Here is a 25,483-nt window from a genome sequence, read left to right on the forward strand (position 1 = left end):
AAGATTTCAGCGGCCTCTCATGAAGCTCCCTGAATCGTCGTAGAACGATTTCCCACGGAAGCACCAATCTGCTTATCAAAGGAGAGACTCGAACCAAACGGGCCAGGCTGGTGCCGCCGCTCGATCGGCTCGGCTCGGCAAAACTAAAGGTCACTGGTTGTCGTAGTGATCCGACCAGACCGGCGGAAGCGGGAGCCCAAGGTGTCGCTCGATTCGTATGAATAGACCTGCCTTCTCCAGCGGGATGGAAGAAGGCGGGGTTTCTGGATCTAGTTGGTCGCATCGTCACCAAGCAGTTGATCCAGAGCATTCCGCGCCCTGGATCGGAAATTCGTTGTCAGTGCTAAAGCTGAGCACTACGGCAGCCAAGTTTCGAGGGATTGCTGGATACCGGTCAGCAAGAGCGTACTTGACGAGCGGACGCTGCTGTACCAACGGAATGGTGCTAAAAGTGGAGGACGCCGTGGCCGACCACCGCACCCTCCCCTACTGAACATCCGAGCCAAGACACAGCAACATGGTCCCTGACGTTCCTTGCGTCGCGGGATGCCTACTACCGGTGCTGGTGCTGGCCGTGCCTGGCTCAACGGGCCCAGTTCCGTTTCACGTGAAACATGATCAAGTCGACTACGCCTGGTTCTGCCGGTCCAACTGCTTGAGGGGCTCAAAGGAGTGCAAACGGCAACTTCCCTGGTCGCCCACCGGCTTGGGTGGTACGACCCTTTTCGCCTTCGCCGTTGAGGACCGCGCACACGGTGGCCGGCCTGGAATCAGATGATGCTGTCGGAGACCTTCCGGTTGAGTGGCTTCGTGCCCCGTTAGTGCTGGTGATGTATTTCTTGGCCACGGAGCGGAGCGTGGATAGTGCCAGCCGTGGTGCGCCGAGGTCAATACGGCTGATGATGGCCTCGCGCGGTATGCGCACTGGCAGCGGCGTGGCGTTCCTTCTGATGTCGTGTAGAGATTCTTGGTTGGCAGTTTGACCGGCCTAATAGGCCAGTAGGCACTGCTGAGCGTGGGACGCAAGACGCTTTGCATCTTGAGTGTCGGACTCCGGAGGCGGACAATACTGCCCATCCGCTGTCCCCAAGGTGACAACGGTTGCCTCGCCGAGAGGCAGATGAAGGGGAGCGAATCGATTTGGGAGACCATGTTCAGCGACCTGACAGCCGGTGGATAAAGCTGTGGATAACGGTGTGGACAACCTGGCTCCTTCATGTGGATGTGACAGACTTCTCAGCCCCCCGCACCGCCCGTGCATCCAGCCCGCCAGCCAGAAGACCCATTCGTACCCACGCGTGTTTCACGTGAAACGAGCTGAGGATCCGCAACCGAAAAGTTGGATCGGCGCAGGCGGCACCGAAAGAGGGCCAAAACTCACAGGTTTTGGTTTAATTCCGGCTGGTCCGACCAAAGCTAGGCGTTTGCCACCGCTCCGGTGCAGCGTTGGACCTCGCTGAACACGCCAGCTTCGAACTTCGGCCAACGCAATGTCTCATCTGTGTTCTCTAATGCTGTCACCGGTCCGCCTAGCACGCTGTGGATAACTATGTGGACAAGCGCGCAGGGAGCCTGTGTATAACGTGGGGAAAACCCAGGCTCCGCCTGGTGGTTCCTGCTCAGAGCTGCGTGTACTTTGCAGCACTACGCGAAGACTCGTGGGCAGGACTATGTGACTACTGTGTTGCCCCGGGATCGCTGACTCGGCCTATGCACGTGACGAGGATGGTCGAAATAGAGTCGGACTGTTCTCAGGCTGGCCCCTGGCCATGGCGCATTGCCAGGCCCGGCCGCGGTGAAGTCATGTGCCGGTTCATCGTGACACCCTTCCCAATCAAGGGCAACGGGAGACGTAGGAGGTTGGCGCAACCGTCCTTTGCGCCTGCTCGGATGCCAGCAGTATGCTTGTGACCTTGTTCAGGAATGAGCCAGCCATCCCAAGAAGAAGCTGCGGCTGATCCGTCCGAATGGTGTGAGATGGAGAAGAGGTACAGGTGATGATCGTCTCGGCGGTCTTAGCCGTGCGCGCATAGGCTTACAGTGGACTGGTGCGGGGTGCATGGGCGTCTGATCCCTTTTGGGCTTTTTCTGGTGTGGAGGCGACTGATGGAACCGCAAATGACTATTTGCTCGGGTCGGCGCCGCGAGAAGGCTAACCCGGTCTCGTTCGACGACCAGAGAGCAAGGAAGGCCGCTTCGGTAGTCGGGCAACGAAGCCACGAACCAGTAGCCGTGCCGAAGGTGTCTGAGGAGCTTAGTTGGTACACAAGCTTCAGGGGGCTGCTACATCGGACAGCGATGTGGGGAGCGACCACTGAAGTCCAAGATCCTGGAGCTGCGCGGGTGCGTAGGGGTTCCTTTCTGCCGGCCATATTCCTGGCATGTTTCACGTGAAACGGCGCCAAAGGCCGTCGTGCTTTTAGGCGTACCTCTTCGTTCGTTTCAGGCCGTACCAAGAATCGTGGGCCGCAGGCGGCGGAGGATTTGGCGCGCCCGCTCGATCACTAGGCCCGCCTTGGTCCCTGACACAAGTTGAGCCGTCTTCAAAGCAGACCTTTGGGGTCTTAGCAGAGACAGGTGTTCAGGTATTACCTTGATTACCGAATGGCGGGGCATTGATCCATCGCTGCGAATAGTCGCGACACGGTGAGCGGTCATTTTGCTGAACTGCGCCTAACCGGATAGAAGGTCGCGTCTGCTCCCGCCTTGAACCAGCTGGCAGTAGCTGACAGGAAAGGCTACCGTGATTGCCCGGAATAGTGTCCGGAGCCCAGATACACGGTCCCCCTCATCCTCGCGAATCCCACTTGCGGCTGGGGAGTGTTGCCTCTGGATTGTTCTTGTGCGGTCGTCTTCTGGGCCTTGGGCGCTCGAGCATAGCAACGCGTCCGATTCACGCCCCCGAAGTCCTTCTCAAGCTACATCGTCGGCGCAACGCCATGCCTTGTTTCTGGCGCTGAACATCGTGTAGGTCAGCACACCGGATGTTCTAAATACTGCGAGTAGCCTAGGCGCCTGCACTTTTCGAGTTACGGCATTGAAGAGGGAGGTGACCCCGGTTCCTGTTTCACGTGAAACATGACCGAGGCTCGCAGCTGGAATCAGTTAGGGCTATTGGCACGGAATTGCTCAACCCGCTTCGGGGTCTTTTTACGCCATCAATCACGACGCGCCTCCGAGCGGCTGCATTCGAACGTGCGCTTGAACTCGACTGTTGTTTCTCGGAAGCGTGCTCGTTTGGCAGCGGCGAGGTGATCAACCTCCAAGGAAACCATCGGCGCCGGTCACCTTCGAGATCGACGGCGAGGAATACACCGCCGAGATCACTGGTGGCCCCATCGACTGAATACAAACCTACGAATCCGATTCCCCACCAGCACTATGAACTCCCGCATCAATTCTGCCAGCGCTGGCACTCGCCCCGGCCGTGACGGCTGCAGTGCAGCTTCGATCACCTTGCCAGGTGCAGTCGGCGATGTCCTGAGCAAGCGACCCACCTCTCCTATATTCAGCTACTTTTTGGACGCGATAAGTGGAAGCGCGGCAAAAGATAATCTTGGCCAACCGAATCTGGATTTGAACAGATTCCGTCGCCCACGGTTAAGCCTTGGTTCGAAAGACAAATGGATAACGCTGCTTCGGCTAACCCTCCTGATTCTGTCCATCGATGTGGTTCGCCTCTGAGAGACCTGTAGCCCCCGCTACTTTAGTTGCTGCGAAAGGTGTGTGTTTCACGTGAAACGAAGTTACGTGCCCATCCGAAGGTTCCGAATTGAGAGTGAACGCGAGCTGAGTAGGCCAAACATATATGAGGCTACTTTGGGTCCCCTGTAGCCTCAAAGGGCCATAATGCAGCAATTATTAAGCTAGAACTGATCGCACCACCCAGAATCCAACCTACTGGGAACAAAAAAGTGGCCATTGCCCACATGAGCAATGGCCACCCGATACGCTCGCTGGTCCCCCAACAAGCGCTATTTGCTAGGACAGTACGTCAGCGAATTCCTTCTCAAAGAACTGCTTCGGCTTTGCGCCGATAACCGTGCTCTTCACTTCGCCACCCTGGAAAAGGTAGACGGCAGGAATGGAGGTGATTCCGTATTCGGCTGCGATAGCGGGGTTGTCGTCAACGTTCAGCTTTACGACATCAACCTTCTCGCTGTACTCAACCGAGATTTCGTCGAGGATAGGGCCGAGCTTGCGGCAAGGACCGCACCATTCTGCCCAAAAATCAACGATAACCGGCTTGTCAGAGGACAGGACGTCCGTGCCAAAACTTGCATCTGTTACATCTTTTGCGTTGCTCATAATCTGTCTCTCTCTTCGATGGCGTTTACGGACTTAGGCGTGCAGGTCTGCGAGGTAGTGCTCCACGTCAATGGCAGCGACACAGCCCGAACCCGACGCGGTAATGGCCTGGCGGTAGGTGGGGTCTACAACGTCGCCTGCGGCAAAGACACCCGGCAGGCTCGTCTTGGAACTCCGCCCTTGAACGGCGATGGTGCCCTCGGGCGTCAACTCCAGTACGTCCTTCACCAAGTCGGTTCGGGGGTCATTTCCGATAGCCACGAACACACCCGTGACCGCAAGATCAGACACTGAGCCGTCAAGAAGGTTCTTCAACTTCAGGCCGGTGACTTTGTTTTCACCGATGACATCCTCAACGGTGCTGTTCCAGATGAAGTTGATCTTCTCGTGCGCCAGCGCCCTGTCGGCCATGATCTTGGATGCCTTGAGCGAATCGCGGCGGTGGACAACCGTTACCGATTTAGCGAACTTGGTGAGGAACAGAGCTTCTTCCATGGCGGAGTCTCCCCCACCGATGACAGCAATGTCCTGGTCCTTGAAGAAGAAACCGTCACAGGTTGCACACCAGCTAACACCGTGTCCTGAAAGCCGCTTCTCATTGGGAAGGCCAAGCTCACGGTAGGCGGAGCCCGTGGAGAGAATCACTGCCTTGGCCTGGAAAGTTTCACCCGTGGCGATGGTGACCTGCTTGACGGGTCCTTCCAGCTGGAGAGACGTCACGTCTTCGAACTGGATCTCCGTGCCGAAGCGTGCTGCCTGCTTCTCGAAGTTCTCCATCAGGTCGGGTCCCATGATGCCCTCCGGGAAGCCCGGGTAATTCTCCACATCGGTGGTGTTCATTAGTTCACCGCCGGCGGTAACGGAACCTGCCAGCAAAAGGGGCTTCAGGTTGGCCCGGGCAGTGTAGACAGCTGCCGTGTAACCAGCGGGGCCGGAGCCGACGATGATGACATCACGTACATCCGACGTGGTGTTTTCTGCGATGGTCACTGAACGGTGAACCTCTTCCTTATTAGACGCGCCCCGCCTTGGAGGCCGGCCACATGGCACAACTGATACTGCTGGCTGAATATTCCGGCGCCCAACATGATGGATTTCCGGCAGGCAGCAGCAAGCCGGCTCCGTGAGGCGCTCTTTCCAGATTACCGTCTCGCGGCAAAAGGAAAGTGCCGCAGCCCGATGACTATGGACTGCGGCACTTCAATAGATAGGTCTAAGAGAAATCCTGCGGGGTGGATCCGGCGTTACTGTACCTTGATCTCGGCGAGCCGGAGGCCGTATCCATAACGTGTCTTCGGAGCCGCCAACCGGGGCAGCGAATTGATCGACACAATCACATACTGCGCCTGAACTGGCTCGGCCAGGGGGATGTTCAGATCCGTGGAGGTGAAGCTGTTCGTGCCGACAGCCTTGGCCCCGTCGATCGAGGGCCGGTCGTTGGTGTATACGGTGATGTTTCCACCGGAGCCGCCGAGCTGGGAAAGCGTGATCGACGAGACGGTGGCAGGGCTCTTCAACTTCACAACGAGCGGAACACCCTCGGGTGCGAGTCCGCCCCAGTTCTCAGTGGCAAATTCCATGTCGGACCAGTAGCTGGCGGCGTTGCCGTCGTAAGCCTTCACCAAATCGCGGTCGAACGTGGCGGCGAAGTCGAAGTTACCCTGGCGGGTGACTCCTTCAATGGCCGGCGGGACAGCAGGGGGTGCAGAGGTAGGTGCCTGGGTTGCGGTGGCGTTCGCAGAGGGAGCGCTGTTGTTGGTGCTGGCCGCCGTCGGCTTAGCCTGCGGCTGTGTAGAAAAGAGGCTGCCAAGGTTGGTTACGGCAAACACCAGGCCGGCAATCAGGACCACTGCGAGGAGCCCGCCCACAAGCCAACGCATGGAGCGCGGTTCACGTTTCGGGGCATCCCGGTCGCCGTCATCATCCTGATCGCCGTAAGAAGCACCCGCAGCGGCACCTGCAGCAGCGGCCGGGGCTGCGGACCGTGCAAAGACCGGAGACTTCTTTTTGGCCGGCCGCGGCTCTTCTTCTGCCGGCGCATCCTCGTACGGGTCCTGGTCATCGACGTTCGCGTAGTCGTCCTCGGACCACAGGGAGACCTTCGGCTTCCCGGATCCGGACGCGGACGGGGAGACGAAGTCCTGGTCCTGGTCTGAAGCGCTCGACGGGAAGCTGGCGGTCGCCGGCTCCTCGGACTGAACCGCGGGCCTGGTGGCCGGACCCGAAACGCCCGATGAAGCGGCGCCGGCAGCGGCACCAGCCGCCGCACCACCCAACAGAGAGGAGCCGGAGGGCTTGCGTCCAGCGGCGGGGGCCGCCGACGGCCGTGCCGGCGGCTTTGGCGGCATTGCGGGCGCAGAAGCGTAAGGATCAACCTGGCTGCGATGCCCGTCCGAGTAGTTGATGTAGCCGGCGTCGACGTTCTCTTCGTCGTCATAGGGCTCGGGTTCGCGGGACCGGGGCTGACCAAAAATCTCGCTCCCCAAGGTGTCCGTGAAGAACGGTTCCACATAGGGAGGGTTGGAGGCCACCACGAGATCCAGCAGGTCAGCGGCGGATGTGTGGTTGGTGATGAGGTACGTTGCGGCAGCTGTGACACCAAGGTCCAATACCTGGACTGTGCCGGGGCGCTCCCCGGTGGCAACCTCGCGGGCGCTTTGGGCAACCTGCTCGGTGTTGTCGGGTCCGGCAACCAGGATGCTGACCGGACGGTTCAGTACCTGGTCCACACCATCCAGCACCAGATCGTGGTCGTGCGAGGCCAATACGGTGGCTGTGACCTTGTAACGGCCGCCCAGTACTGATCCGACATCGATCGGGTTGGACACGTGTTCCTCCTAGACTGTCCGGTATTGCCGGCTCGGATGACGCAACCACCGTTCAGGGACCGGCGCGAGGCTGGCCCTTGAATGCAACTACCCCTGTTCCCTTTCGATCCTAGCCGATTGAGCCCAGCCCACCGTGGACAAAGGCAGCGGCGAACGGCCGGAATATCACTTCTTGCGAGGCCGCCGCGGCTTGAAATGCGGGTTCTCTCCGGCCTTGCCCTGGAACGTCCGACGGCCGGGCAGCGGGATTTGCTCACGCAGCAGGCCGCCCCGCGCAGTACTGGGCTGGTCCTCGGTGGGGAGGTAGCCGCCGTCGTCCTGGCCCGTGCCGCCCTCCGCAGGCGGCTGTGCGGGCGCCTCCCTCCGGGGAGCGGGGCCGGCGCGGAAGGAAACGGCGTCGAACTCGCCGGAAATCCGGGGAATGAGGCCGGTGTCCACTGAGGTGGTGGCGCGCTCTGGCCCCTGCGGCTGACGGTCGCCGGAGGAACCACCGGAGGGACCACCTGAGGAAGAGCCCGAGGAAGAGCCCGACGCCGGCGCCCCGTCTTCCGCGGAAGGTTCAGCCGGTCCCCCGCGCCCCAGCCGTCCCATCAGCGGCCGGAGCAGGTCCCGCAGTTCGGACACGCGGAACAACCTGAGCAGGAAGAAGTAGGCCACCAGCATGACGGGGCCAGCCACAATGACGGTCACCAACGCTGTGATCCGGTTCTCCCAGGCAAAACCGTCGGGGTTGTAGCTGCCCAGGAGCCAGAGCGCGCCCGCACCTGCAATGGCGGAACCCAGGGCCGCGTAGCCCATGCGGATGTAGGAATTGGCGATCCGCGGCCCGTCCAGATGGCCCAGGAGCCGGCGCAGGAAGTACGCGCTGATGACCACGGAGAGGATGTTGCCCACCATATAGAGGACCGCGATGGCGTAGATGATTTGGTTGACCGGTAGGAACTGGATGGCAAACGCCCCGGCCACGTAGACAACGGCGAGCAGCAGCTGGATGTAGAACGGCGTCCGGGCGTCCTCGTTGGCGTAGAACACGCGGGACATCATGAAGTTGGCGCTCATAAACGGGGTGCTGAGCGCGAGGATGGTCAACGTCTGGGCCAGCATCACGCCGTCCTGGCGAATGCCTCCCGAGAAGAACATGCCCAGCGGTCCGGCCAGGGCAAACAGGGCAAGGGCTCCGAATACCGTGGCGACGGCCATGGTCCGCAGGCCGTGTGAGAGGGCGTCACGCAGTTCGTCCCGGTTGCCGTCCTGGGAGGCACGGGTCATCCGGTTGAACAGGACCGTGGCCAGGGACAGGGCAATGATTGAGTGCGGCAGCAGGTACAGCTGGCTGGCCACCTCAAGGACGGCGTTGCCCGGCAGCATCTCCGCAGCGGGGTCGCCCGCCTCCTTCAGCCGGAGGCGTTCGGCACCGGGGATGGTTGCGATGCGCATGACGTACAGGAAGGCGAGCTGCCCGACGGCGGCCGTCAGCAGTGTCCAGACGCTCAGCTTCGCTGCCTGGCCCAGTCCCACACCACGCCAGCCGAATCGTGGCCGGAGTCCCAGCTTCAACCGGATCACGGGAATCATCAGGATGGCGGTCTGCGACACCACGCCGATGGTGGAGAACCCGGCCACGAACAGGGTTTGGGTGGGCCCCCAGTTGTCCAGGGTGTGCGCATTAATTTCGTTGGCGCCGAAGATCCAGATGAACATGCCCAGCCCGGCGATGGCCACCACGTTATTAAGGATGGGCGCCCACATGGCAGGCCCGAACGCGCCATTGGCATTCAGGACCTGGGTGAGGAGGGCGTAGAGGCCGTAGAAGAAGATCTGGGGCAGGCACCAGAAGGCAAACGTTACTGCCAGTGCCTTCTGCTGCGGCGAATACCCCTGCGTGGTGAGCTCAATGACCCACGGCGCGGCCAGCGTCACCAGGGCCGTGAGCCCCAGCAGGAGCAGGACAGCCAGGGTCAGCAGGCGGCTGATGTAATCCGCTCCCCTGTCCGGAGCCTTGCTCGCCTTGATGATCTGCGGCACCAGGACGGCATTGAACACGCCGCCGGCCACCAGCAGGAAGATCAGGTTGGGCAGGTTGTTGGCGTTGATGAAGGTGTCGTTAACCGTGGATCCCAGGCCCAGGGCCGTGCCCAGCATCCAGGTCTTGCCGAAGCCCAGGAATCGGGACACCAGTGTGCCCGCGGCCATGATGGCACTGGAACGGGTTTCACTGGGGCCTGCAGGAGCTGGCTGGGCAACGTCCGGGGCGGCCGGCTCCGGCGGAACGCCGTCGGGCGCCGCGTCGTCTGGCCGGCTGGACCTGTCGGAAGGAAAATTGGAAGCTGACATCGAGTTCATCGTCTCACCCGCAGCCGCCCATTGCTGCACGCCAGGCGCCGCGGTGCGCGCCTAAAGGTGTTCGGGAAGGACTTCCCGGGCGAGGTCGGCGATCCGGCGTTCATTGGGGAAGGACAGCTTGCGGGCAAGTTCCTGGATGGGAACCCACGCAACGTCCACTGCTTCCTGGTCCGGATCGTTTTCGATGGTCAGTTCGCCGCCGGTGGCGCGCAGGAGGTAGTGGTGGACGGTTTTGTGGACGCGGTGGCCGCTGACCGTGAACCAGTAGTCGATGCTTCCCAGCGGTGCGAGGATGTCGCCTTCGATGCCAGTTTCCTCGGCAATCTCGCGGACGGCGGCCTGCTCGTTGTTTTCCTTGCCCTCGGGATGCCCCTTGGGCAGGCACCATTCCAAACGTCCGCCGCGATTGAGGCGGGCGATAATCGCCACCCTCAGTTCGGCGTCGGACGTATCCACCACCACGCCGCCGGCGGAGACTTCCTCAACCGTAGGCAGCGAGGCCGGCGCCGAATGCGGGGCAGGCGCAACGTGCGCACCGATTGCCGACGGCAACGGTGCGTTTGTCCTCCTGCCTGGAGCGCTCGGTACTGGATGGGCCATGGAGTCCACTCTAACGACTGTTGCCCGTCCGTGATGACCGGAACATGACATCAACATGGACGGCATATGACGCGCTTTGCCGGGGGCGGACGGAATCAGCAGGATCTTGACAGTATTTTGGCCTGCGGTGCCGCTGGTTTCTGACAAGCTTAAGTAACTATGGCGCACGCACATCACAAGACTGAATCCCACACCGTCGATTTCCAGGTGGACCCGGTGGTCCTGGAGCTCGGCCAGCGCTTCGTGGACGCCGGCCATGAACTGTCGCTGGTGGGTGGGCCGGTGCGTGACCTCTTCCTGGGCAGGACCTCCCCCGACCTGGACTTCACCACAGACGCCAAGCCGGACCAGACGGTGGCCCTTATTAAGAGGTGGGCGGACAACTATTGGGAGATCGGGCGCGCCTTCGGGACCATCGGCATGCGCAAGGCCGGGTTCCAGATCGAGATCACCACCTACCGGGCCGAGGCGTACGATCCTGAATCCCGCAAACCCGTGGTGGCCTTCGGCTCATCGTTGACCGACGACCTGCTCCGGCGCGACTTCACCATCAATGCCATGGCCCTCAAGCTGCCGTCGCTGGAGCTTGTGGACCCCTTCGGCGGGGTGAAGCACCTGCATGCCTCCGTCCTTGCCACGCCCGGCGCCCCTGAAGCGTCCTTTTCCGACGATCCGCTGCGGATGATGCGCGCGGCCCGGTTCGCGGCGCAGCTGGGCGTGTCCGTCCACGACGACGTCCGGCAGGCCATGACGGAGATGGCAGAGCGGATCACCATCATCTCCGCGGAACGCGTGCGGGACGAGTTGGTCAAGCTCATCTGCGGCCCCCGCCCCCGCGCGGGTATCGACCTGCTGGTGGACACGGGGCTGGCGGAGTTCGTGCTTCCCGAGGTTTCCGCCCTGAGGCTCGAATCCGATGAACACCACCGGCACAAGGACGTCTACCAGCACTCGCTGCAGGTGCTGGAGCAGGCAGCCGAGCTCGAAACCGACGCTGAGGGTCCCGTGCCCGGGCCGGATTTTGTGCTGCGTTTCGCAGCGTTGATGCACGACGTCGGCAAGCCGGCTACGCGGCGCTTCGAACCGGGCGGCGCGGTGAGCTTCCGCCATCATGACATGGTGGGTGCCAAGCTCACCACCAAGCGGATGAAGGCGCTCCGGTTCGACAACGACTCCACTAAGGCAGTTGCCCGCCTGGTGGAACTCCACATGCGGTTCTACGGCTACGGGGACGCCGGCTGGAGCGATTCCGCCGTCCGCCGGTACGTCACCGACGCCGGGCCGCTGCTTGAGCGGCTGCACCGGCTGACCCGATCTGACGTCACCACCCGGAACCAGCGGAAGGCCGAGCGCCTGGCGTTCGCCTATGACGACCTTGAGGCCCGGATCACTGCACTGCGGGAACAGGAATCGCTGGAGGCAGTCCGGCCCGACCTTGACGGGGCCCGCATCATGGCGTTGCTGGACCTCAAGCCGGGTCCGGTGGTGGGCCGGGCCTACAAGTTCCTGCTCAACGAGCGGATGGAACACGGACCACTGCCGGCCGCGGAAGCGGAGGCCAGGCTTCTTCGCTGGTGGGCCGAACAGCCTGAATCAGCACCTGCCGCAACCGGGGATGGAACCTCTCCCGCCGGCGTCGCCCTTTCCCCTAAGGAGTCCAAGTGACCAACCCTGCCATTGCCCCCCGCCCCCAGCTCTGGATCCTCCGGCACGGCGAGACCGAGTGGTCCAAGAGCGGTCAATACACCGGACTCACTGACCTGCCCCTCACCGTGGAAGGCGAACAGCAGGCGGTGGAGGCCCGGAAGGTGCTGGACCCCGTCGATTTCGACCTGGTGCTGACATCGCCACTGCGGCGTGCCCGGCGGACTGCCGAACTCGCAGGCTTTCCCGATGCCCAGCACGAACCGCTCGCGGTGGAATGGAACTACGGGGACTACGAAGGGATCAGTTCGGACCTGATCCGCAAGGACAACCCGGATTACCTGATCTGGACACATGGGGTTCCCAACGGCGAGACGCTGGATGAGGTTGCCGCCAGGGCGGACAAAATCATTGGCCGCGTCCTCGAATCGGGAATGGACAATGTGCTGATTGTGGCCCATGGACACTTCTCCCGGATCCTGACAGCCCGTTGGCTTGAACTCCCGCCCGCCGAAGGGCGGCACTTTATTCTCGGCACTGCGAAAGTGTGCACCCTTGGCTGGGATAAGCGGACGCCGGCAATTGTGCGTTGGGGCCTTTAGGAACTGTTTTTAAATCCTTCTTAATGATTTCCACGAATTAGGTAGCCTCGCACACTAATTGTGGTGTAGCTTTATTCCTGACCCCAGAGCCACTTGCCGGGGTCACCGGCGCATGTTGCTGCAGGCGGTCCGCCTGCGTAACGGCAGAGCAGAAAAGGAGGTTGGGAAAATGATTACTTTGACTAGCGGATGGAAGATGACCATCACCGCGCCCCCGGCTTCTGATGCTTTTGCGCGCCCGTTTAGGGGTCACCCCGGCTCCTAGCCTGCGCTCTTTCCGCCGGTACTGAGTCCGGTGGTGACCCGTCGGCTGGTGTGCGCACCGGTGTCTGTACCTCCTGCGCCATTGCATCGCGCAAGAGCCTGCCCCCTTTTAGCCGCGCTTTTTGCTGCTTCTTGCAGATATTAGCCGCGCGCTTTTAGCGGCCTTTCCCTGCGCAGTAATTACAGCGTAGAAACTTCCCTGCCCATTGCAATGCCTTTCCATGTCCAAATCCGCCCGTATCCGCGGTGTGAAGAGGGCTTAATTGTCGCGCCCATTTTGCGGCCCGGCCAATTCAAAAAGGAGGTGACCACAATGATAAAGAAACTTCAACAGTTCCTGCTTCCCCAACGGGGAAGACGCAGCAGCCGCCGGCAATTCAACCGTCCGCTCCTGGAGAAGCAGCGGGAGGACGTATTCGTCCTTCTGCACCAGCACATGAGCGGCCTGCGCTGACTCTCCAGCCGTCCCGGGAGAGAACCGATGAAGCAGTTCCCTGCGGTACAGGAGCCCACGCGGCCGCGTGGGCTCCTGCCGGGTCCCGTTCCCCGTTCCGGACGGCGGTAAGCTCGTTGGCATGCAGGAGAACCAGCCGCCGGAGCATCGAGGGCGGCCCCGACTGGTAGTTCCCAGCCGCAGCGACATCCTGCTGCGAAACTTCACCGAAGTCATCGGCGGTCCCCTTGGATCACGTTCCGCTCCGGGCATCGTCTCGCCCGGGATCTTCACCGTTGAACGCATCCTGGTCCTCCTGACGGTCCTGGCTGCCCTCGCCGGCCTCCTGGTCAAGGGCTATTGCCGGGCCAACGGCTGGGAATCCCCCACGCAGTTCTATGCCACCTGCTATTCGGACTTTCCTGAGCTGTTCCGGAACCGGGGTCTGGCAGATGGGACCTTTCCTGTCCTTGCACCCGGAAGCCTGTTTGAGTACCCCGTCCTGACTGCGCTAATTGCCGGAGTTACGGCCTGGCTGGTCCCCGGGAGCGGAATTTCCGATTCACGCGTACTCGCCTACTTCGACATCAATGCCGCGCTGCTGGCGGCGGTAACAGTGGTGACGGTCCTGGCTACAGCCCGAATGACAAGCCGCCGGCCGTGGGATGCCGCCATGGTGGCACTGGCCCCGGGCATCGTGCTGGCAGGGACCATCAACTGGGACATGTGGGCCGTGGCCCTGCTCGCCCTGGGCATGTACTTCTTCGCGCGGCAGCGGCCGCTGCTTGCCGGCGTCTTCATTGGCCTGGGCGCGGCCACGAAGTTCTACCCGCTGCTGGTGCTTGGCGCCATCCTGCTCCTTGCCCTCCGCACGGGACGGTTCCGTCCACTGCTCGTGACGGCCGGCGCGGCCGGAGCCGCCTGGTTCGCCGTAAATTTGCCTTTCGCCCTGGCCAACCCGGGCGGCTGGATCTACTTTTTCCAGTTCAGCGCCGACCGCGATGCCGGCTACAGCTCGCCCTGGTTTGTGTACAACCTGGTTGCGGCCCGGCTGCGGTGGATGGAACTCAGCCCGGCCGCCGTCGACCTTCTGTCCCCGGGCCTCTTTCTGCTGTCCTGTGCGGCCATAGCGGCGGTTGCCCTGACTGCCCGGCGACGGCCCCGGCTGGCCCAGCTGGCCTTCCTGATCGTGGCGGCGTTCATCCTTACCGGCAAGGTCTACTCACCGCAGTTTGTGGTGTGGCTGGTCCCGCTGCTTGCGTTGGCCCGGCCACGGTGGCGGGAATTCCTGATCTGGCAGGGCATTGAAGGCCTGCACTGGGCGGCCGTGTGGATGTACCTTGGACAGGTGACCAGCGCAGGCTCCTCCCAGCACAACCTGGATATGCCGTACTACGCCCTGGCCGTTGCTGCACACATGCTTGCGGTGGGATACCTGATGCTGCGCGTGACCTGGGACATCCTCGACCCGGCTTACGATCCCATCCGCCGGCACCAGCTCGACGATCCCCACGGCGGCCCCTTCACGGGAGCGCCCGACTGGTTCCGGCTGGGCCCCGGCGGATCCTCCCGTTCCCTCCTCCCATGGAAAGCAGGGTCCAATGCCTGATGTTGTGGTGGTGGGTGCAGGGCCCAACGGACTGGCGGCGGCAGTGGTGATGGCGCGGGCAGGGCTGTCCGTGGAACTCTTCGAAGCCGGCCCAAGCATCGGCGGCGGCACCCGCACCAGTGAGCTGATGCAGCCCGGGCACTTCCACGACATCTGCTCGGCGGTGCATCCGATGGCCGTGGCATCACCGTTCTTCAAGGCCTTCGAACTGTTCCGGCGCGTCAACCTCATCACGCCCGAGCTGTCCTACGCCTCGCCCTTGGACGGCGGACGCGCTGCCCTCGCATACCGGTCGCTTGACCGGACAGCCGAGGAGTTGGGCCGCGACGGCGAGGCCTACCGGAGACTGATGGCGCCCCTGGTCCAACGCATCGACGACGTTATGGACTTCACGCAGAACCAGCTCCTTCGGATCCCGCGCAACCCCGTGGCGGCGGGGATTTTCGGGCTGAGGACACTGGAGCAGGGATCGCGGCTGTGGAACACACGGTTCAGGGAAGAACTAGCGCCCGCCCTGCTCGCAGGCGTGGCGGCGCACGCGATCTCCCACCAGCCGTCCCTGGCAGCTTCCGGCGGCGGGTTGATGCTGGGAGCACTGGGACACGCGGGAGGATGGCCTATTCCGGAAGGCGGGTCCGCATCCATAGCTGCGGCCCTGGCCGAGGACCTCGCTGCGCACGGGGGTGTAATCCACACCGATACACCAATCGACCGGCTTGAGGACCTTCCCCCTGCACGCGCCACTCTCTTGAACGTGGCTCCGCAAGGGCTGTTGAACATGGCGGGCCATGCCCTGCCCACTCGCTACCGTGCGGCCCTGGAATCCTTCAGGTACGGCAACGGTTCCTGCAAAGTGGACTTCATCCTTTCCGGTCCTGTGCCTTGGACTGCACCTGAACTTGCCAACGCCGGGACAGTCCACCTCGGCGGGACGCGGGCAGAAGTTGCCCGCTCTGAGAACGAGGTCAGCGCCGGCAAACACCCGGAACGGCCCTATGTGCTGGTGGCCCAACAGTCCCGCTTCGACGCCGGCCGCGCCCCCGCCGGCCGCCAGACCCTCTGGGCGTACTGCCACGTCCCGGCTGGTTCAACGAGGGACATGACGGAAGCCGTGACAGCCCAGGTGGAACGTTTCGCCCCCGGGTTCCGGGACGTTGTGGTGGAGTCCAGGGCCATCACCGCCGCCGGACTGTCCAAGTACAACCGGAACTACGTGGGCGGGGACTTCAGCGCCGGAAGCATGGACATGCTGAACCTGGTGCAGCGGCCCGTGGTTTCGCCTGTGCCCTGGCGTACGCCGTTACGTGGCGTCTACCTTTGCTCCTCCTCAACCCCGCCCGGGCCAGGGGTCACCGGCATGCCGGGCTACCACGCGGCCAAGTATGCCCTTCAGGACATATTTGGCACCGGGCTCCCGTCATTAGGGTTCGAAGCGGACTGACCCCCGCTCCCTCCTCTGCTGCCGTGCCGATGGCAAGCTGACGGCAAAAACCGGGAGATAATGGCCCGATGGGGATATCTACAAAACTGTCTTTGGGCATCGCTGCCGTCATTCTTGGAACATCACTGGTGGCTTGCGATGACGGCAGGAGTGGCGCCGAAGCCGCCGCCAAACAGCTCGCCAGCGCAGTCGCCGGGCTGGATGTGGGATCGGTGGCCTTCGAAGGTAAGGATTCTTCAGCTGCGAATGATCAGCTGAAGAGCGTTTTCGCTGCCCTCGACCCCTCGAAGCCAGCCGTTGAAGCCGGCGAACTGACGCTTGATGGCGACAACGCTTCAGCACCGCTGAACTACACCTGGAATTTCGGCGGTGCCGAATGGAAGTACACCCTGTCCGCGAAGTTCAAGAAGTCGGGGGACAAATGGCTTACCGTCTGGGACCCTGCCACTTTGGCGCCGGGGCTGGCGGACAGCGAGATCCTGACCAAAGGTTCACAGTCACCCCAGCGCGCGGACATTCTGGGCGCCGGAGACGTGCCCCTGGTGACATACCGTGCGGTGGTGAACGTTGGCATCGACAAGCCCCAGCTGGGGGCTGCAGATCCCGCTGATTCCGCCGGCAAGCTTGCCGCCCTGGTGGGGGTGGATCCCGCCGCGTACAGCCAGCAGGTGCAGGCCTCCGGTGCCGAGGCCTTTGTTTCCGCGATAACGCTGCGCGACGAAGGCCGCACCATCACCAACGAGCAGATTGCGGCCATTCCCGGAGCGCGTGCCATTCCCGCGAGCATGCCGCTGGCCCCCAGCCGCACCTTTGCCCGGGCCGTCCTCGGCTCCGTCGGAGAGGCCACTGCCGAGCAGATCGAGGCATCAAAAGGCGAATTGACGGCGGGCGACGTGACCGGCATTGGCGGGCTGCAGCAACAGTACGACGAACAACTCAGGGGGACGGACGCCGTCGTGATCCGTGCCCAGCGGGCGGACCTGACGCGGGAACAGATCCAGTCCGCCGCCACTGACCCGCGCCGGGTGCTGTTTGAAGTGAAACCCACCCCGGGAACGCCGCTGAAGACTACCCTGGACCCAACGCTCCAGTCACTGGCGGAAACCACCCTTGAAGGCGTGGAACCGGCCTCCGCGATTGTGGCCCTCCGGCCGTCCAGCGGGGCTGTCCTGGCCGCCGCGTCAGGGCCGGGAAGCAACGGCTACAACACCGCCATGCTGGGCCAGTACGCACCGGGTTCCATCTTCAAAATGGTGGACTCGCTGGCGATGTTCCGGAACGGCCTGACCCCGGATTCGAAGGTTGAGTGCACACCCACCTTGAACGTGGAAGGGCGGACCTTTAAAAACGCCGAAGGGTATCCGGAGAGCTCCCTGGGTTCGGTGACTCTTCGCGATGCCTTCGCGCACTCCTGCAACACGGCCTTCATTGCCGCACGGGAGAAGGTCTCCCAGGGCCAGCTTGAAGCAGCAGCCCTGGCGATGGGCATCGCCGTCGAAGCACCCACCCTCGGCGCCGATGCCTTTCTGGGCTCCGTTCCCGGCGAGGCCGCCGGCACAGAGCACGCCGCCTCCATGATTGGCCAGGGCAAAGTGCTGCTGTCTCCGTTGGCCGCTGCCATGATGGCCGGCTCGGTGGCCAAGGGCGCTCCGGTTGCCCCGCAGCTTGTCCTGAATCCCGACGCCGGCGCTGCCGCCGAGGGAACCACCAGCGGGTCCTCTGTTCCGCCGGCGCAGCCCTCCGCCACCGCCAGTGCTGAGGCGCCGTCCCAGGCATCCGGAAATCCGATTACCGCTGAGGAAGCGACGAAGCTGGCCGACATGATGCGCGCCGTCGTGACCTCCGGACATGCCGGTTTCCTCGCCAGCGTCCCGGGGGCACCCGTGGGGGCCAAGACCGGCACGGCGGAGTTCGGGAAGGAAAACCCGCCCAAGACCCACGCCTGGATTGTGGCGGTGCACGGCGACCTCGCGGTAGCTGTGTTTGTGGAGGACGGCGGCCTGGGTGCAACAACCTCCGGCCCGCTGCTGCAGAAGTTCCTCACCGCCGCCGGCTAGGAGTTTTTGTCCAGGTATGCAGGCTTGCAGGGCGGGTTAAGTCGGCTTGTCTGGACAAGAATTCAGGTGCTGGGCTCGTGGGAAGATGGAATGTGTGGCCCATATTGACGTTTCCGGTATCGATTACTTCCTCTCCGACGGCACGCAGCTGCTCAACGGTGTGACCTTCAAGGTTCCGGACGGCACTAAAACTGCCTTGATCGGCCCCAACGGTACTGGCAAGACAACGCTGTTCCGGATCATCGCCGGAGACCTGGTGCCTGATGAAGGGGTTATCGGCCGGTCCGGGAACATGGGCATCATGCGCCAGTTCGTCGGCCAGGTCCGCGATGACTCGACAGTGCGCGACCTGCTGGTCTCTGCCGCGCCGCCTGCGCTGGCCATTGCGGCCCGCGAGGTCGACGAGGCGGAGCTTGCGATGGTGGAGCACGACGACGAGCCAAGCCAGATGCGCTACGCCCAGGCCATCGTGGACTGGGGTGACGCGGGCGGTTACGACGTCGAGACGGTCTGGGATGAGGTGTGCATGGCGGCGCTGGGGCTCCCCTTTGACCGCGCGCAGCACCGCCCGGCGTCGAGCCTGTCCGGCGGCGAGCAGAAGCGGCTGGTCCTTGAAGCGCTCTTTGCCGGCCCTGATGACCTGCTGCTGCTCGACGAGCCGGACAACTACCTGGACGTGCCGGGCAAGCGCTGGCTCGAGGAGAAGCTGAACGAATCCAAAAAGACGGTCTTTTTCATCAGCCACGACCGGGAGCTGCTGAACAACGCTGCCGGCCGGATCGTCACGCTTGAGCCGGGCATCAACGGGGCCGGAGCCTGGATCCACGGCGGTGGGTTCGGCTCCTATGTGGAGGCGCGGGCGGACCGCAATGCCCGCTTTGAGGAACTGCGCAAGCGGTGGGACGAGGAGCACGTCAAGCTCAAGGAACTCGTCAACATGTACAAAAACAAGGCTGCCTTCCGCTCCGACATGGCCAACCGGTACCACGCCGCCCAGACCCGGCTGGCAAAGTTCCTGGAGATCGGGCCGCCCGAGGCGCTGCCCATTGAGCAGAACGTACAGATGCGGCTCAAAGGCGGCCGCACCGCCAAGCGCGCCATCGTAGCCGAAAAGCTGGAGCTGACCGGCCTCATGAAGCCGTTCTCCACGGAAGTATGGTTCGGCGACCGCGTGGGCGTCCTGGGATCCAACGGTTCCGGCAAATCCCACTTCCTTCGGCTGCTCGCCACCGGCGGCACCGATCCGGAGCGGGAGCACCTGCCGGTATCCGACGTCGAAATCGCCGAAGTGCCCCACGAAGGCACCGTGAAACTTGGCGCCCGCATCCGTCCCGGCTTCTTTGCCCAGACCCACGTGCGCCCGGACCTGCTGGGCAAAACACTGCTGGAAATCCTGCACCGCGGCGACGAACACCGGTCCGGGCTGGGCCGTGAGGCAGCAGCCGGTGCCCTCGACGGGTATGGGCTGGCCGGGCAGTCGGAACAAAAGTATGAGTCCCTGTCTGGCGGTCAGCAGGCCCGGTTCCAGATCCTGCTCCTGCAGCTGAGCGGCGCCACGCTGCTGCTCCTCGACGAACCGACGGACAACCTGGACCTGCACTCAGCCGAGGCCCTTGAACGGGCCATCGATCACTTCGAGGGCACCGTCCTGGCGGTGACGCACGACCGGTGGTTTGCCCGAACCTTCGACCGTTTCCTGGTGTTCGGATCCGACGGGAAGGTCTACGAATCGGACGAGCCGGTGTGGGACGAGAAGCGGGTGGAACGAGCCCGCTGAGGTCATGTCCCCAATGATCAAATGATCAGAAGTTGCTATCATTTGATCATGAAGACGGACGATCGGCACCGCATTATCGCCGAACTGCTGCGCCGGCGCCATGAGGTGTCGGTAGAGGAGCTGACGCTTGCCTGCGACGCTTCGGGGGCAACTATCCGCCGGGACCTTGAGGTCCTCGCTGCCAACGGCGTCCTCCGCCGGGTCCACGGCGGAGCCCGGAGCCTCATCGGCCATGGGGAGAATCCGGGCTACGGGCAGCGGGAGCTGGAGGACCAGGACGCCAAGAAGCGCATCGCCGCCGCCGTTGCCGGTCTCCTCCGCGACCGGGAGCATGTATGGCTGGACAGCGGCAGCACCGCAACCGAGGTGGCCCGGGCATTGGCTGGGAGGGACCTGACGCTGATGCCGATGTCACTGCGGTCGCTCAACGTGCTCGCGGCTGAGGAAGCGACGGCCGGAACCCGCCCCGCCCTGCTGCTGCCAGGCGGAAGCCTCGTTCCCGCCGAACTGTGTTTCCGCGGTCCGCTCGCGGAATCCAACGTCCGGTCGCTGCGCTTCGACACGGCAGTTGTAACCCCCTGCGCTGTGGACCTCAAGGACGGACTTCTTGCCCATGACCTGGAGGACGCGGCGGTGAAGCGGGCCGGGCTGGAATCAGCGTCCCGAGTGGTGGTGGCGGCCGCCGCCGCGAAATGGGAAGCCCATGCCAGGGCCCTTGTGGCCGGCCTCGACCGTGTGGACATCATGGTCACGGACAAGCAGTTCAGCCAGGACGAACGACGACGACTTGAAGACAACTCTGTGGAAGTAGTGAACGTATGAGCATAAATACAGGTACGGCACAACAGGCCGGACTTAAGGCAGCCGCGGCCGCCACCTTTGTTGTCTTTGGCATCAACGGACTGGTTTTCGCCAGCTGGGCGGCGAGGATTCCCGCAGTCACCGAAACGCTGCAGATCACGTCGGGCCAGATGGGGACTTTGCTGCTTTGTACCGCCGTCGGCTCACTGCTCGCCCTGCCCACCGCCGGATGGGTGGTAGGACGGCTCGGTACGGCGAACACGGTACGCCTGGGCGGGTTGCTGGCCTCGGCCGCCGGTGTGGGAATCGCGTTGTCACTTTCCATCGCGTCCATCCCCGGCACAGCCGTTTCCCTGTTCTTCTTCGGCATCGCGATCGGCCTGTGGGATGTTTCCCAGAACATCGAAGGTGCGGACGTGGAACACAAGCTCCGGCGGACCATCATGCCGCAGTTCCACGCTGCCTTCAGCGGCGGTGCCTTCGTTGGTGCCCTTATCGGCGCGGGCCTGTCCAACCTTGGCGTTGACCTTCCGCTGCACCTGCTGGTCATCGTGGGCATTGTTCTGGTGGTGACCATGATTGCGCCCCGCTTCTTCCTTCCGCACGTCCCCGTTCCCGCCGACGGCGCCAAGGCCGTCAAGGGCCCGTCCGCCTGGCGGGACAGCAGGACCGTGCTCATCGGCATTGTTGTCCTTGGAGCCACGCTGACCGAAGGCGCAGGCAACGACTGGATCGCCAAAGCGTCAGTGGACGGCCTGGGCACCTCCGAATCCACGGGCGCGCTGATGTTCGCCCTCTTTGTCCTGGCCATGACGGCGATGCGCTTCCTGGGCGGCCGCGTCATCGACAAGTACGGCCGGGTTGCCGTGCTCCGGGCGAGCATGGCCGCAGCTGCGGCCGGACTGTGCCTCTTTGTGCTTGCCGGAAACCCATGGCTGGCCGCAGTGGGTGCCGCGCTCTGGGGCATAGGGGCTGCCCTGGCCTTTCCGATGGGTATGTCCGCTGCTGCCGACGATCCCCAGCACGCTGCAGCACGGGTCTCGGTAGTGTCCACCCTGGGATACATTTCCTTCCTGGCAGGTCCTCCCCTGTTGGGTTACCTGGGCGATCTCACGGGTATCCACAACGCATTGCTGGCAATTCTTGCCCCCATCCTGGTGGCGCTCCTGCTGGCTGGCGCTGCCAAGCCGTTGAAGGCCAAGTAGGCCGCAACGCCGGGAACAGCCGCTTCCGTCCCTTGTCCGCGGCGGTAGGGTGAGGGGCATGCAGAGCAAATGGCGGACGAGCCATCGATGGATCAGCCGCACAGATAGATACCTCGTACGGCATGTTTCGCGTTTGCCGGGCGGAAACCATGACGAGTTTTTCCGCAGGCTTTCGGCTGCCGCCAACCACGGAAAACTCTGGATGGGAATTGCAGCGGCCATCGCCATAATTCCCGGCAGGACGCGCCGGGCCGCCCTCCACGGACTCATCGCCCAAGCGGTGGCTTCGGCCGTTACCAACGGAATTTTCAAGACGCTCTTGCCCAGGGCCAGGCCCCTTCCGGAGCACCTTCCGGTATTCCGGTTCGTGCATCCGCAACCCAAAAGCTCATCCATGCCATCGGGCCACTCGGCCTCGGCTGTAGCATTCGCCGTGGGGGTGGGACTGGTGAAGCCGTCCATCGGTGTTGCGCTGGCCCCGGCGGCGCTGGGAGTGGCCTACTCCCGCGTTCACACCGGAGCGCACTGGCCCTCAGACGTGCTTTTTGGGTCTGCGATCGGGGTGGGTGCGGCGCTGATAACGCGGCGGTGGTGGCCTGTCCGTCCGCCCTTTCCGCAGACCAGCAGGACGTGGACCTCTGCCCCCGAACTGCCAGAGGGAGACGGGCTAAGCATTGTCGTAAACACCCTCGGCGGGTCCTTTAAGGAAGAAACGGCCGAGGCCCTCCTGCAGGTATTCCCAAAGGCGTATATAAGAACAGTGGAGCCGGATGAGGACCTCCGGGTAGCGATTGACCAGACGGCAGCCCGGCCGGCGACCCGCGCGCTGGGGGTGTGGGGCGGTGACGGAACCGTCGGAGCCGCGGCCGCGGCCGCCGTCGAACGTTCCCTCCCCCTGCTGGTGCTGCCTGGCGGGACACTCAACCACTTCGCCCGTGACGCCGGTACCGGGAGCCTGAAGGAGGCCCTTGCCGCAGCATCAAAGGGCGAAGCTGCCTTGGCCGACGTCGGCACTGTCACCGTGGAGCGCGGCCTGGCGGGCAAACCGGAAGCAGCAGAAGTGATCATGCTGAACACCTCCAGCATCGGGCTCTATCCCAACCTTGTGCGCCGGCGCGAACACCTGCAGCCGGCATTGGGAAAACCCCTGGCAGGAGTAGTTGCCATGTTCCGCACCTTCGCCGCCGGCACCCCCACCACCCTGACCGTGAACGGCCGCAGCCATAAGTTGTGGATAGCCTATGTAGGACGCGGCCGGTACTACCCCCGCGACCACGCACCGCTGTTCCGGCCCGTTCTCGACGACGGCGTCCTTGACGTTCGGATGATCACGGCAGATGAGTCCTTCGCCCGGCTCCGCCTGCTCTGGTCCGTGCTGACCGGCACAGTGGCCACCTCACGCATCACCCACCTGAGCGAGGCGACGAGCGTGCGGATCGAGGCAGGCGGGTCACCCATGTCGCTGGCCGTGGACGGTGAGGCGGTGGCGGGCGTACGCAGCGTGGAATACAGCGTCCGGCGCCAGGCACTCACGTACTATTCCCCGCGCCCCTAAGACGGCGGTCCGAGGAGGCTGTCATCCAGGGGGACTACCCCGGTTTACCCCTGAATCATCCCTGAGACCGGCGAATTCGGGCAGTTGGATCGGTAGCGTGGGGGGTACACCACCGTCCCAGCAACCTCTCCCCCGCAGGGCACGCTGCCGTCCGAAGGAAACATCCATGATTGAGGCAAAAGGCCTGACCAAGGTTTACGGCGGAAAAACCGCCGTGGCCGGGGTCAGCTTCACCGTGAAACCAGGGCTCGTCACGGGCTTCCTGGGGCCGAACGGTGCCGGCAAGTCCACCACCATGCGCATGATTATGGGGCTGGACCGGCCGACGTCGGGTTCGGTCACCGTCAACGGCCTGCCCTACGCGCACCACAGGGCTCCACTGCACGAGGTGGGCGCACTGCTGGACGCGAAGGCCGTGCACACGAGCCGCAGCGCCTACAACCACCTGCTCGCCATGGCTGCCACGCACGGCATTCCCAAGGCCAGGGTGCGGGAAGTCATTGAAATGACCGGCCTGGAGGCGGTGGCGCGCAAGAAGGCGGGCGGCTTCTCCCTGGGCATGGGCCAGCGGCTGGGCATCGCCGCGGCCCTGCTGGGCGACCCCCAGACCCTCATCCTGGACGAACCAGTCAACGGCCTGGACCCGGAAGGCGTGCTGTGGGTCCGGAACCTGGTCCGGTACTTGGCCAACCAGGGCAAGACCATCTTCCTGTCCTCGCACCTGATGAGCGAGATGGCCCAGACAGCGGACCATCTGATCGTCATCGGCCGCGGCCGGATTATCGCCGACGCACCGGTGAAGGAAATCATTGCCGGAACCCGGCAGGCCAAGACGCTGGTCCGCACCGGCGCCGCCCTGGAACTCTCCGCCCTCCTGGCCGGCGACGGAGTCACCGTTGACCAGAGCGAGCCGGAAACCCTTGAAGTGACCGGAATGGATTCACGGCAGATCGCCCGGATCGCCCTGGACAACCGGGTGCTGCTCTACGAGCTGACGCCGCAGCTGTCCTCACTGGAAGACGCGTACTTCGACCTCACTAAGGACGAAGTGGAATACCACTCGCACCTGGCCGGCGGGCCCGCAGTATCCGCCCCGGCAGCGGCAGGAAAGTAAGGACGATGAGCACCATGACTGAAACCCGTACCGCCCCCACCCGTTCCTCCGCAGGTTCGCGGGGAGTGACCTTTAGCGGCGTCCTGCGGTCCGAATGGATCAAGCTGTGGTCCTTGTTGTCCACCCGCATCCTGCTGCTGCTGACGCTGCTTGCCATCGTGGGCGTGGGCGCACTGGCAGTCCTGATCCGCTACACCTACCTGGACGAGATGATCCGCCGGGCCAGGGACCAGGGGCAGACGATGACCCCCGACATGCTGGAAAAATCGTTTCCCCCAGGCTCCGGTTTTGACCTGTACAACCTGCCCAACGCTGGGCTGCAGATCGGCATCCTGATCCTCGGCTCACTCGCGGTCCTTTTTATGTCCTCCGAATACGCGACTGGAATGATCCGTTCCACCATGAACGCCGTCCCCCGCCGTACCCCCGCCTTTGTGGCCAAGGCGATCATCCTCGCCGTCATCTCCTACGTCATCACCACCATTGCCGGGGTTGCAACCTTCCTGATCGCCATGCCGGTGTTCCAGGGGATCGGCTTCGACCTGGACTGGTCCACCGACGGCGTGCTCTACAGCATCTTCACCGGCGGCCTCTACGTGGCCGGCGTTGCCCTGATCGGACTGTCCCTGGGAACGCTGCTGCGCAATTCGGCCGGCGGCATCACCGTCCTGGTAGCGATGTTCTTCGTCCTCTCCATCGCCGCAAGCTTTATGACCCTCATTCCGGGTGAATTCTGGAAGTACGTTCCGCAGTACATTCCCAGCGAAGCGGGCGGCCGGTTCCTGTCCATCGGGCATACGGACGGCATCATCGACCCCTGGCACGGCGGCCTGATCTTCCTCGGGTACGTGCTGCTGTTCCTGATCCCGGCGATGATTGTGCTGAAGAAGCGCGACGTATAA

The 25,483-nt window shown here is 63.4% G+C and carries 17 protein-coding genes; 12 read left to right on the forward strand and 5 right to left on the reverse strand.

Translation table 11 applies throughout. The features are described 5' to 3' along the window. Positions 1 to 3,981: 3,981 nt before the first annotated feature. From trxA to QF038_RS21195, 5 genes are all read right to left on the reverse strand, one after another. Positions 3,982 to 4,308 (reverse strand): thioredoxin, encoded by a 327-nt coding sequence (trxA, locus tag QF038_RS21175; protein ID WP_091419383.1) that lies wholly within the window; start codon positions 4,306 to 4,308, stop codon positions 3,982 to 3,984. Positions 4,309 to 4,341: 33 nt separating this feature from the next. Next, complete coding sequence (trxB, locus tag QF038_RS21180) at positions 4,342 to 5,298, reverse strand: thioredoxin-disulfide reductase (protein WP_307613032.1); 957 nt, start codon at positions 5,296 to 5,298, stop codon at positions 4,342 to 4,344. Between the two features lie 254 nt (positions 5,299 to 5,552). After that, positions 5,553 to 7,136 carry an ABC transporter substrate-binding protein gene (locus tag QF038_RS21185; protein WP_307613035.1) on the reverse strand — a complete coding sequence of 528 codons (1,584 nt, stop codon included), beginning with the start codon at positions 7,134 to 7,136 and terminating at the stop codon, positions 5,553 to 5,555. Between the two features lie 165 nt (positions 7,137 to 7,301). Then, positions 7,302 to 9,470, reverse strand: coding sequence for a murein biosynthesis integral membrane protein MurJ (gene murJ, locus QF038_RS21190; protein WP_307613037.1), 2,169 nt, complete (start codon positions 9,468 to 9,470; stop codon positions 7,302 to 7,304). Positions 9,471 to 9,530: 60 nt separating this feature from the next. Continuing rightward, positions 9,531 to 10,031, reverse strand: coding sequence for an NUDIX hydrolase (locus QF038_RS21195; RefSeq protein ID WP_091419389.1), 501 nt, complete (start codon positions 10,029 to 10,031; stop codon positions 9,531 to 9,533). 207 nt (positions 10,032 to 10,238) lie between these two features. Here QF038_RS21195 and QF038_RS21200 point away from each other — a divergent pair, with 207 nt between their 5' ends. The 12 genes from QF038_RS21200 to QF038_RS21255 all read left to right on the forward strand — a co-directional run bounded on the left by QF038_RS21200 (position 10,239) and on the right by QF038_RS21255 (position 25,483). After that, positions 10,239 to 11,744, forward strand: a complete 1,506-nt coding sequence (locus QF038_RS21200; protein WP_307613039.1) for a CCA tRNA nucleotidyltransferase — start codon at positions 10,239 to 10,241, stop codon at positions 11,742 to 11,744. After that, positions 11,741 to 12,325 carry a histidine phosphatase family protein gene (locus tag QF038_RS21205; protein WP_091419393.1) on the forward strand — a complete coding sequence of 195 codons (585 nt, stop codon included), beginning with the start codon at positions 11,741 to 11,743 and terminating at the stop codon, positions 12,323 to 12,325. Before QF038_RS21200 ends, QF038_RS21205 begins: the two co-directional genes overlap by 4 nt. A gap of 577 nt (positions 12,326 to 12,902) precedes the next feature. After that, on the forward strand, positions 12,903 to 13,043 hold the full coding sequence (locus tag QF038_RS21210; RefSeq protein ID WP_307613042.1) for a hypothetical protein: 141 nt from the start codon (positions 12,903 to 12,905) through the stop codon (positions 13,041 to 13,043). A gap of 121 nt (positions 13,044 to 13,164) precedes the next feature. Beyond that, complete coding sequence (locus QF038_RS21215; RefSeq protein ID WP_307613044.1) at positions 13,165 to 14,631, forward strand: glycosyltransferase family 87 protein; 1,467 nt, start codon at positions 13,165 to 13,167, stop codon at positions 14,629 to 14,631. After that, positions 14,624 to 16,072, forward strand: coding sequence for an NAD(P)/FAD-dependent oxidoreductase (locus QF038_RS21220; RefSeq protein ID WP_307613046.1), 1,449 nt, complete (start codon positions 14,624 to 14,626; stop codon positions 16,070 to 16,072). Before QF038_RS21215 ends, QF038_RS21220 begins: the two co-directional genes overlap by 8 nt. Before the next feature lie 68 nt (positions 16,073 to 16,140). Then, positions 16,141 to 18,129, forward strand: a complete 1,989-nt coding sequence (locus QF038_RS21225; RefSeq protein WP_307613048.1) for a penicillin-binding transpeptidase domain-containing protein — start codon at positions 16,141 to 16,143, stop codon at positions 18,127 to 18,129. A 94-nt stretch (positions 18,130 to 18,223) separates the two neighbouring features. Beyond that, entirely contained in the window at positions 18,224 to 19,906 is a 1,683-nt protein-coding gene (locus QF038_RS21230) for an ABC-F family ATP-binding cassette domain-containing protein (protein WP_307613050.1), read from the forward strand. A gap of 48 nt (positions 19,907 to 19,954) precedes the next feature. Then, on the forward strand, positions 19,955 to 20,728 hold the full coding sequence (locus QF038_RS21235) for a DeoR/GlpR family DNA-binding transcription regulator (RefSeq protein WP_307613052.1): 774 nt from the start codon (positions 19,955 to 19,957) through the stop codon (positions 20,726 to 20,728). Then, positions 20,725 to 21,912, forward strand: a complete 1,188-nt coding sequence (locus QF038_RS21240) for an MFS transporter (RefSeq protein ID WP_307613054.1) — start codon at positions 20,725 to 20,727, stop codon at positions 21,910 to 21,912. Before QF038_RS21235 ends, QF038_RS21240 begins: the two co-directional genes overlap by 4 nt. Positions 21,913 to 21,970: 58 nt before the next feature. Continuing rightward, entirely contained in the window at positions 21,971 to 23,467 is a 1,497-nt protein-coding gene (locus QF038_RS21245; protein ID WP_307613056.1) for a bifunctional phosphatase PAP2/diacylglycerol kinase family protein, read from the forward strand. 166 nt (positions 23,468 to 23,633) lie between these two features. Continuing rightward, the gene (locus QF038_RS21250; protein ID WP_307613058.1) at positions 23,634 to 24,581 is read left to right on the forward strand and encodes an ABC transporter ATP-binding protein; all 948 of its coding nucleotides are present in this window, start codon (positions 23,634 to 23,636) and stop codon (positions 24,579 to 24,581) included. Between the two features lie 5 nt (positions 24,582 to 24,586). Continuing rightward, positions 24,587 to 25,483, forward strand: a complete 897-nt coding sequence (locus tag QF038_RS21255; RefSeq protein WP_373461607.1) for an ABC transporter permease — start codon at positions 24,587 to 24,589, stop codon at positions 25,481 to 25,483.

The organism is Pseudarthrobacter sp. W1I19 (assembly GCF_030817835.1).
Taxonomy (GTDB): domain Bacteria; phylum Actinomycetota; class Actinomycetes; order Actinomycetales; family Micrococcaceae; genus Arthrobacter.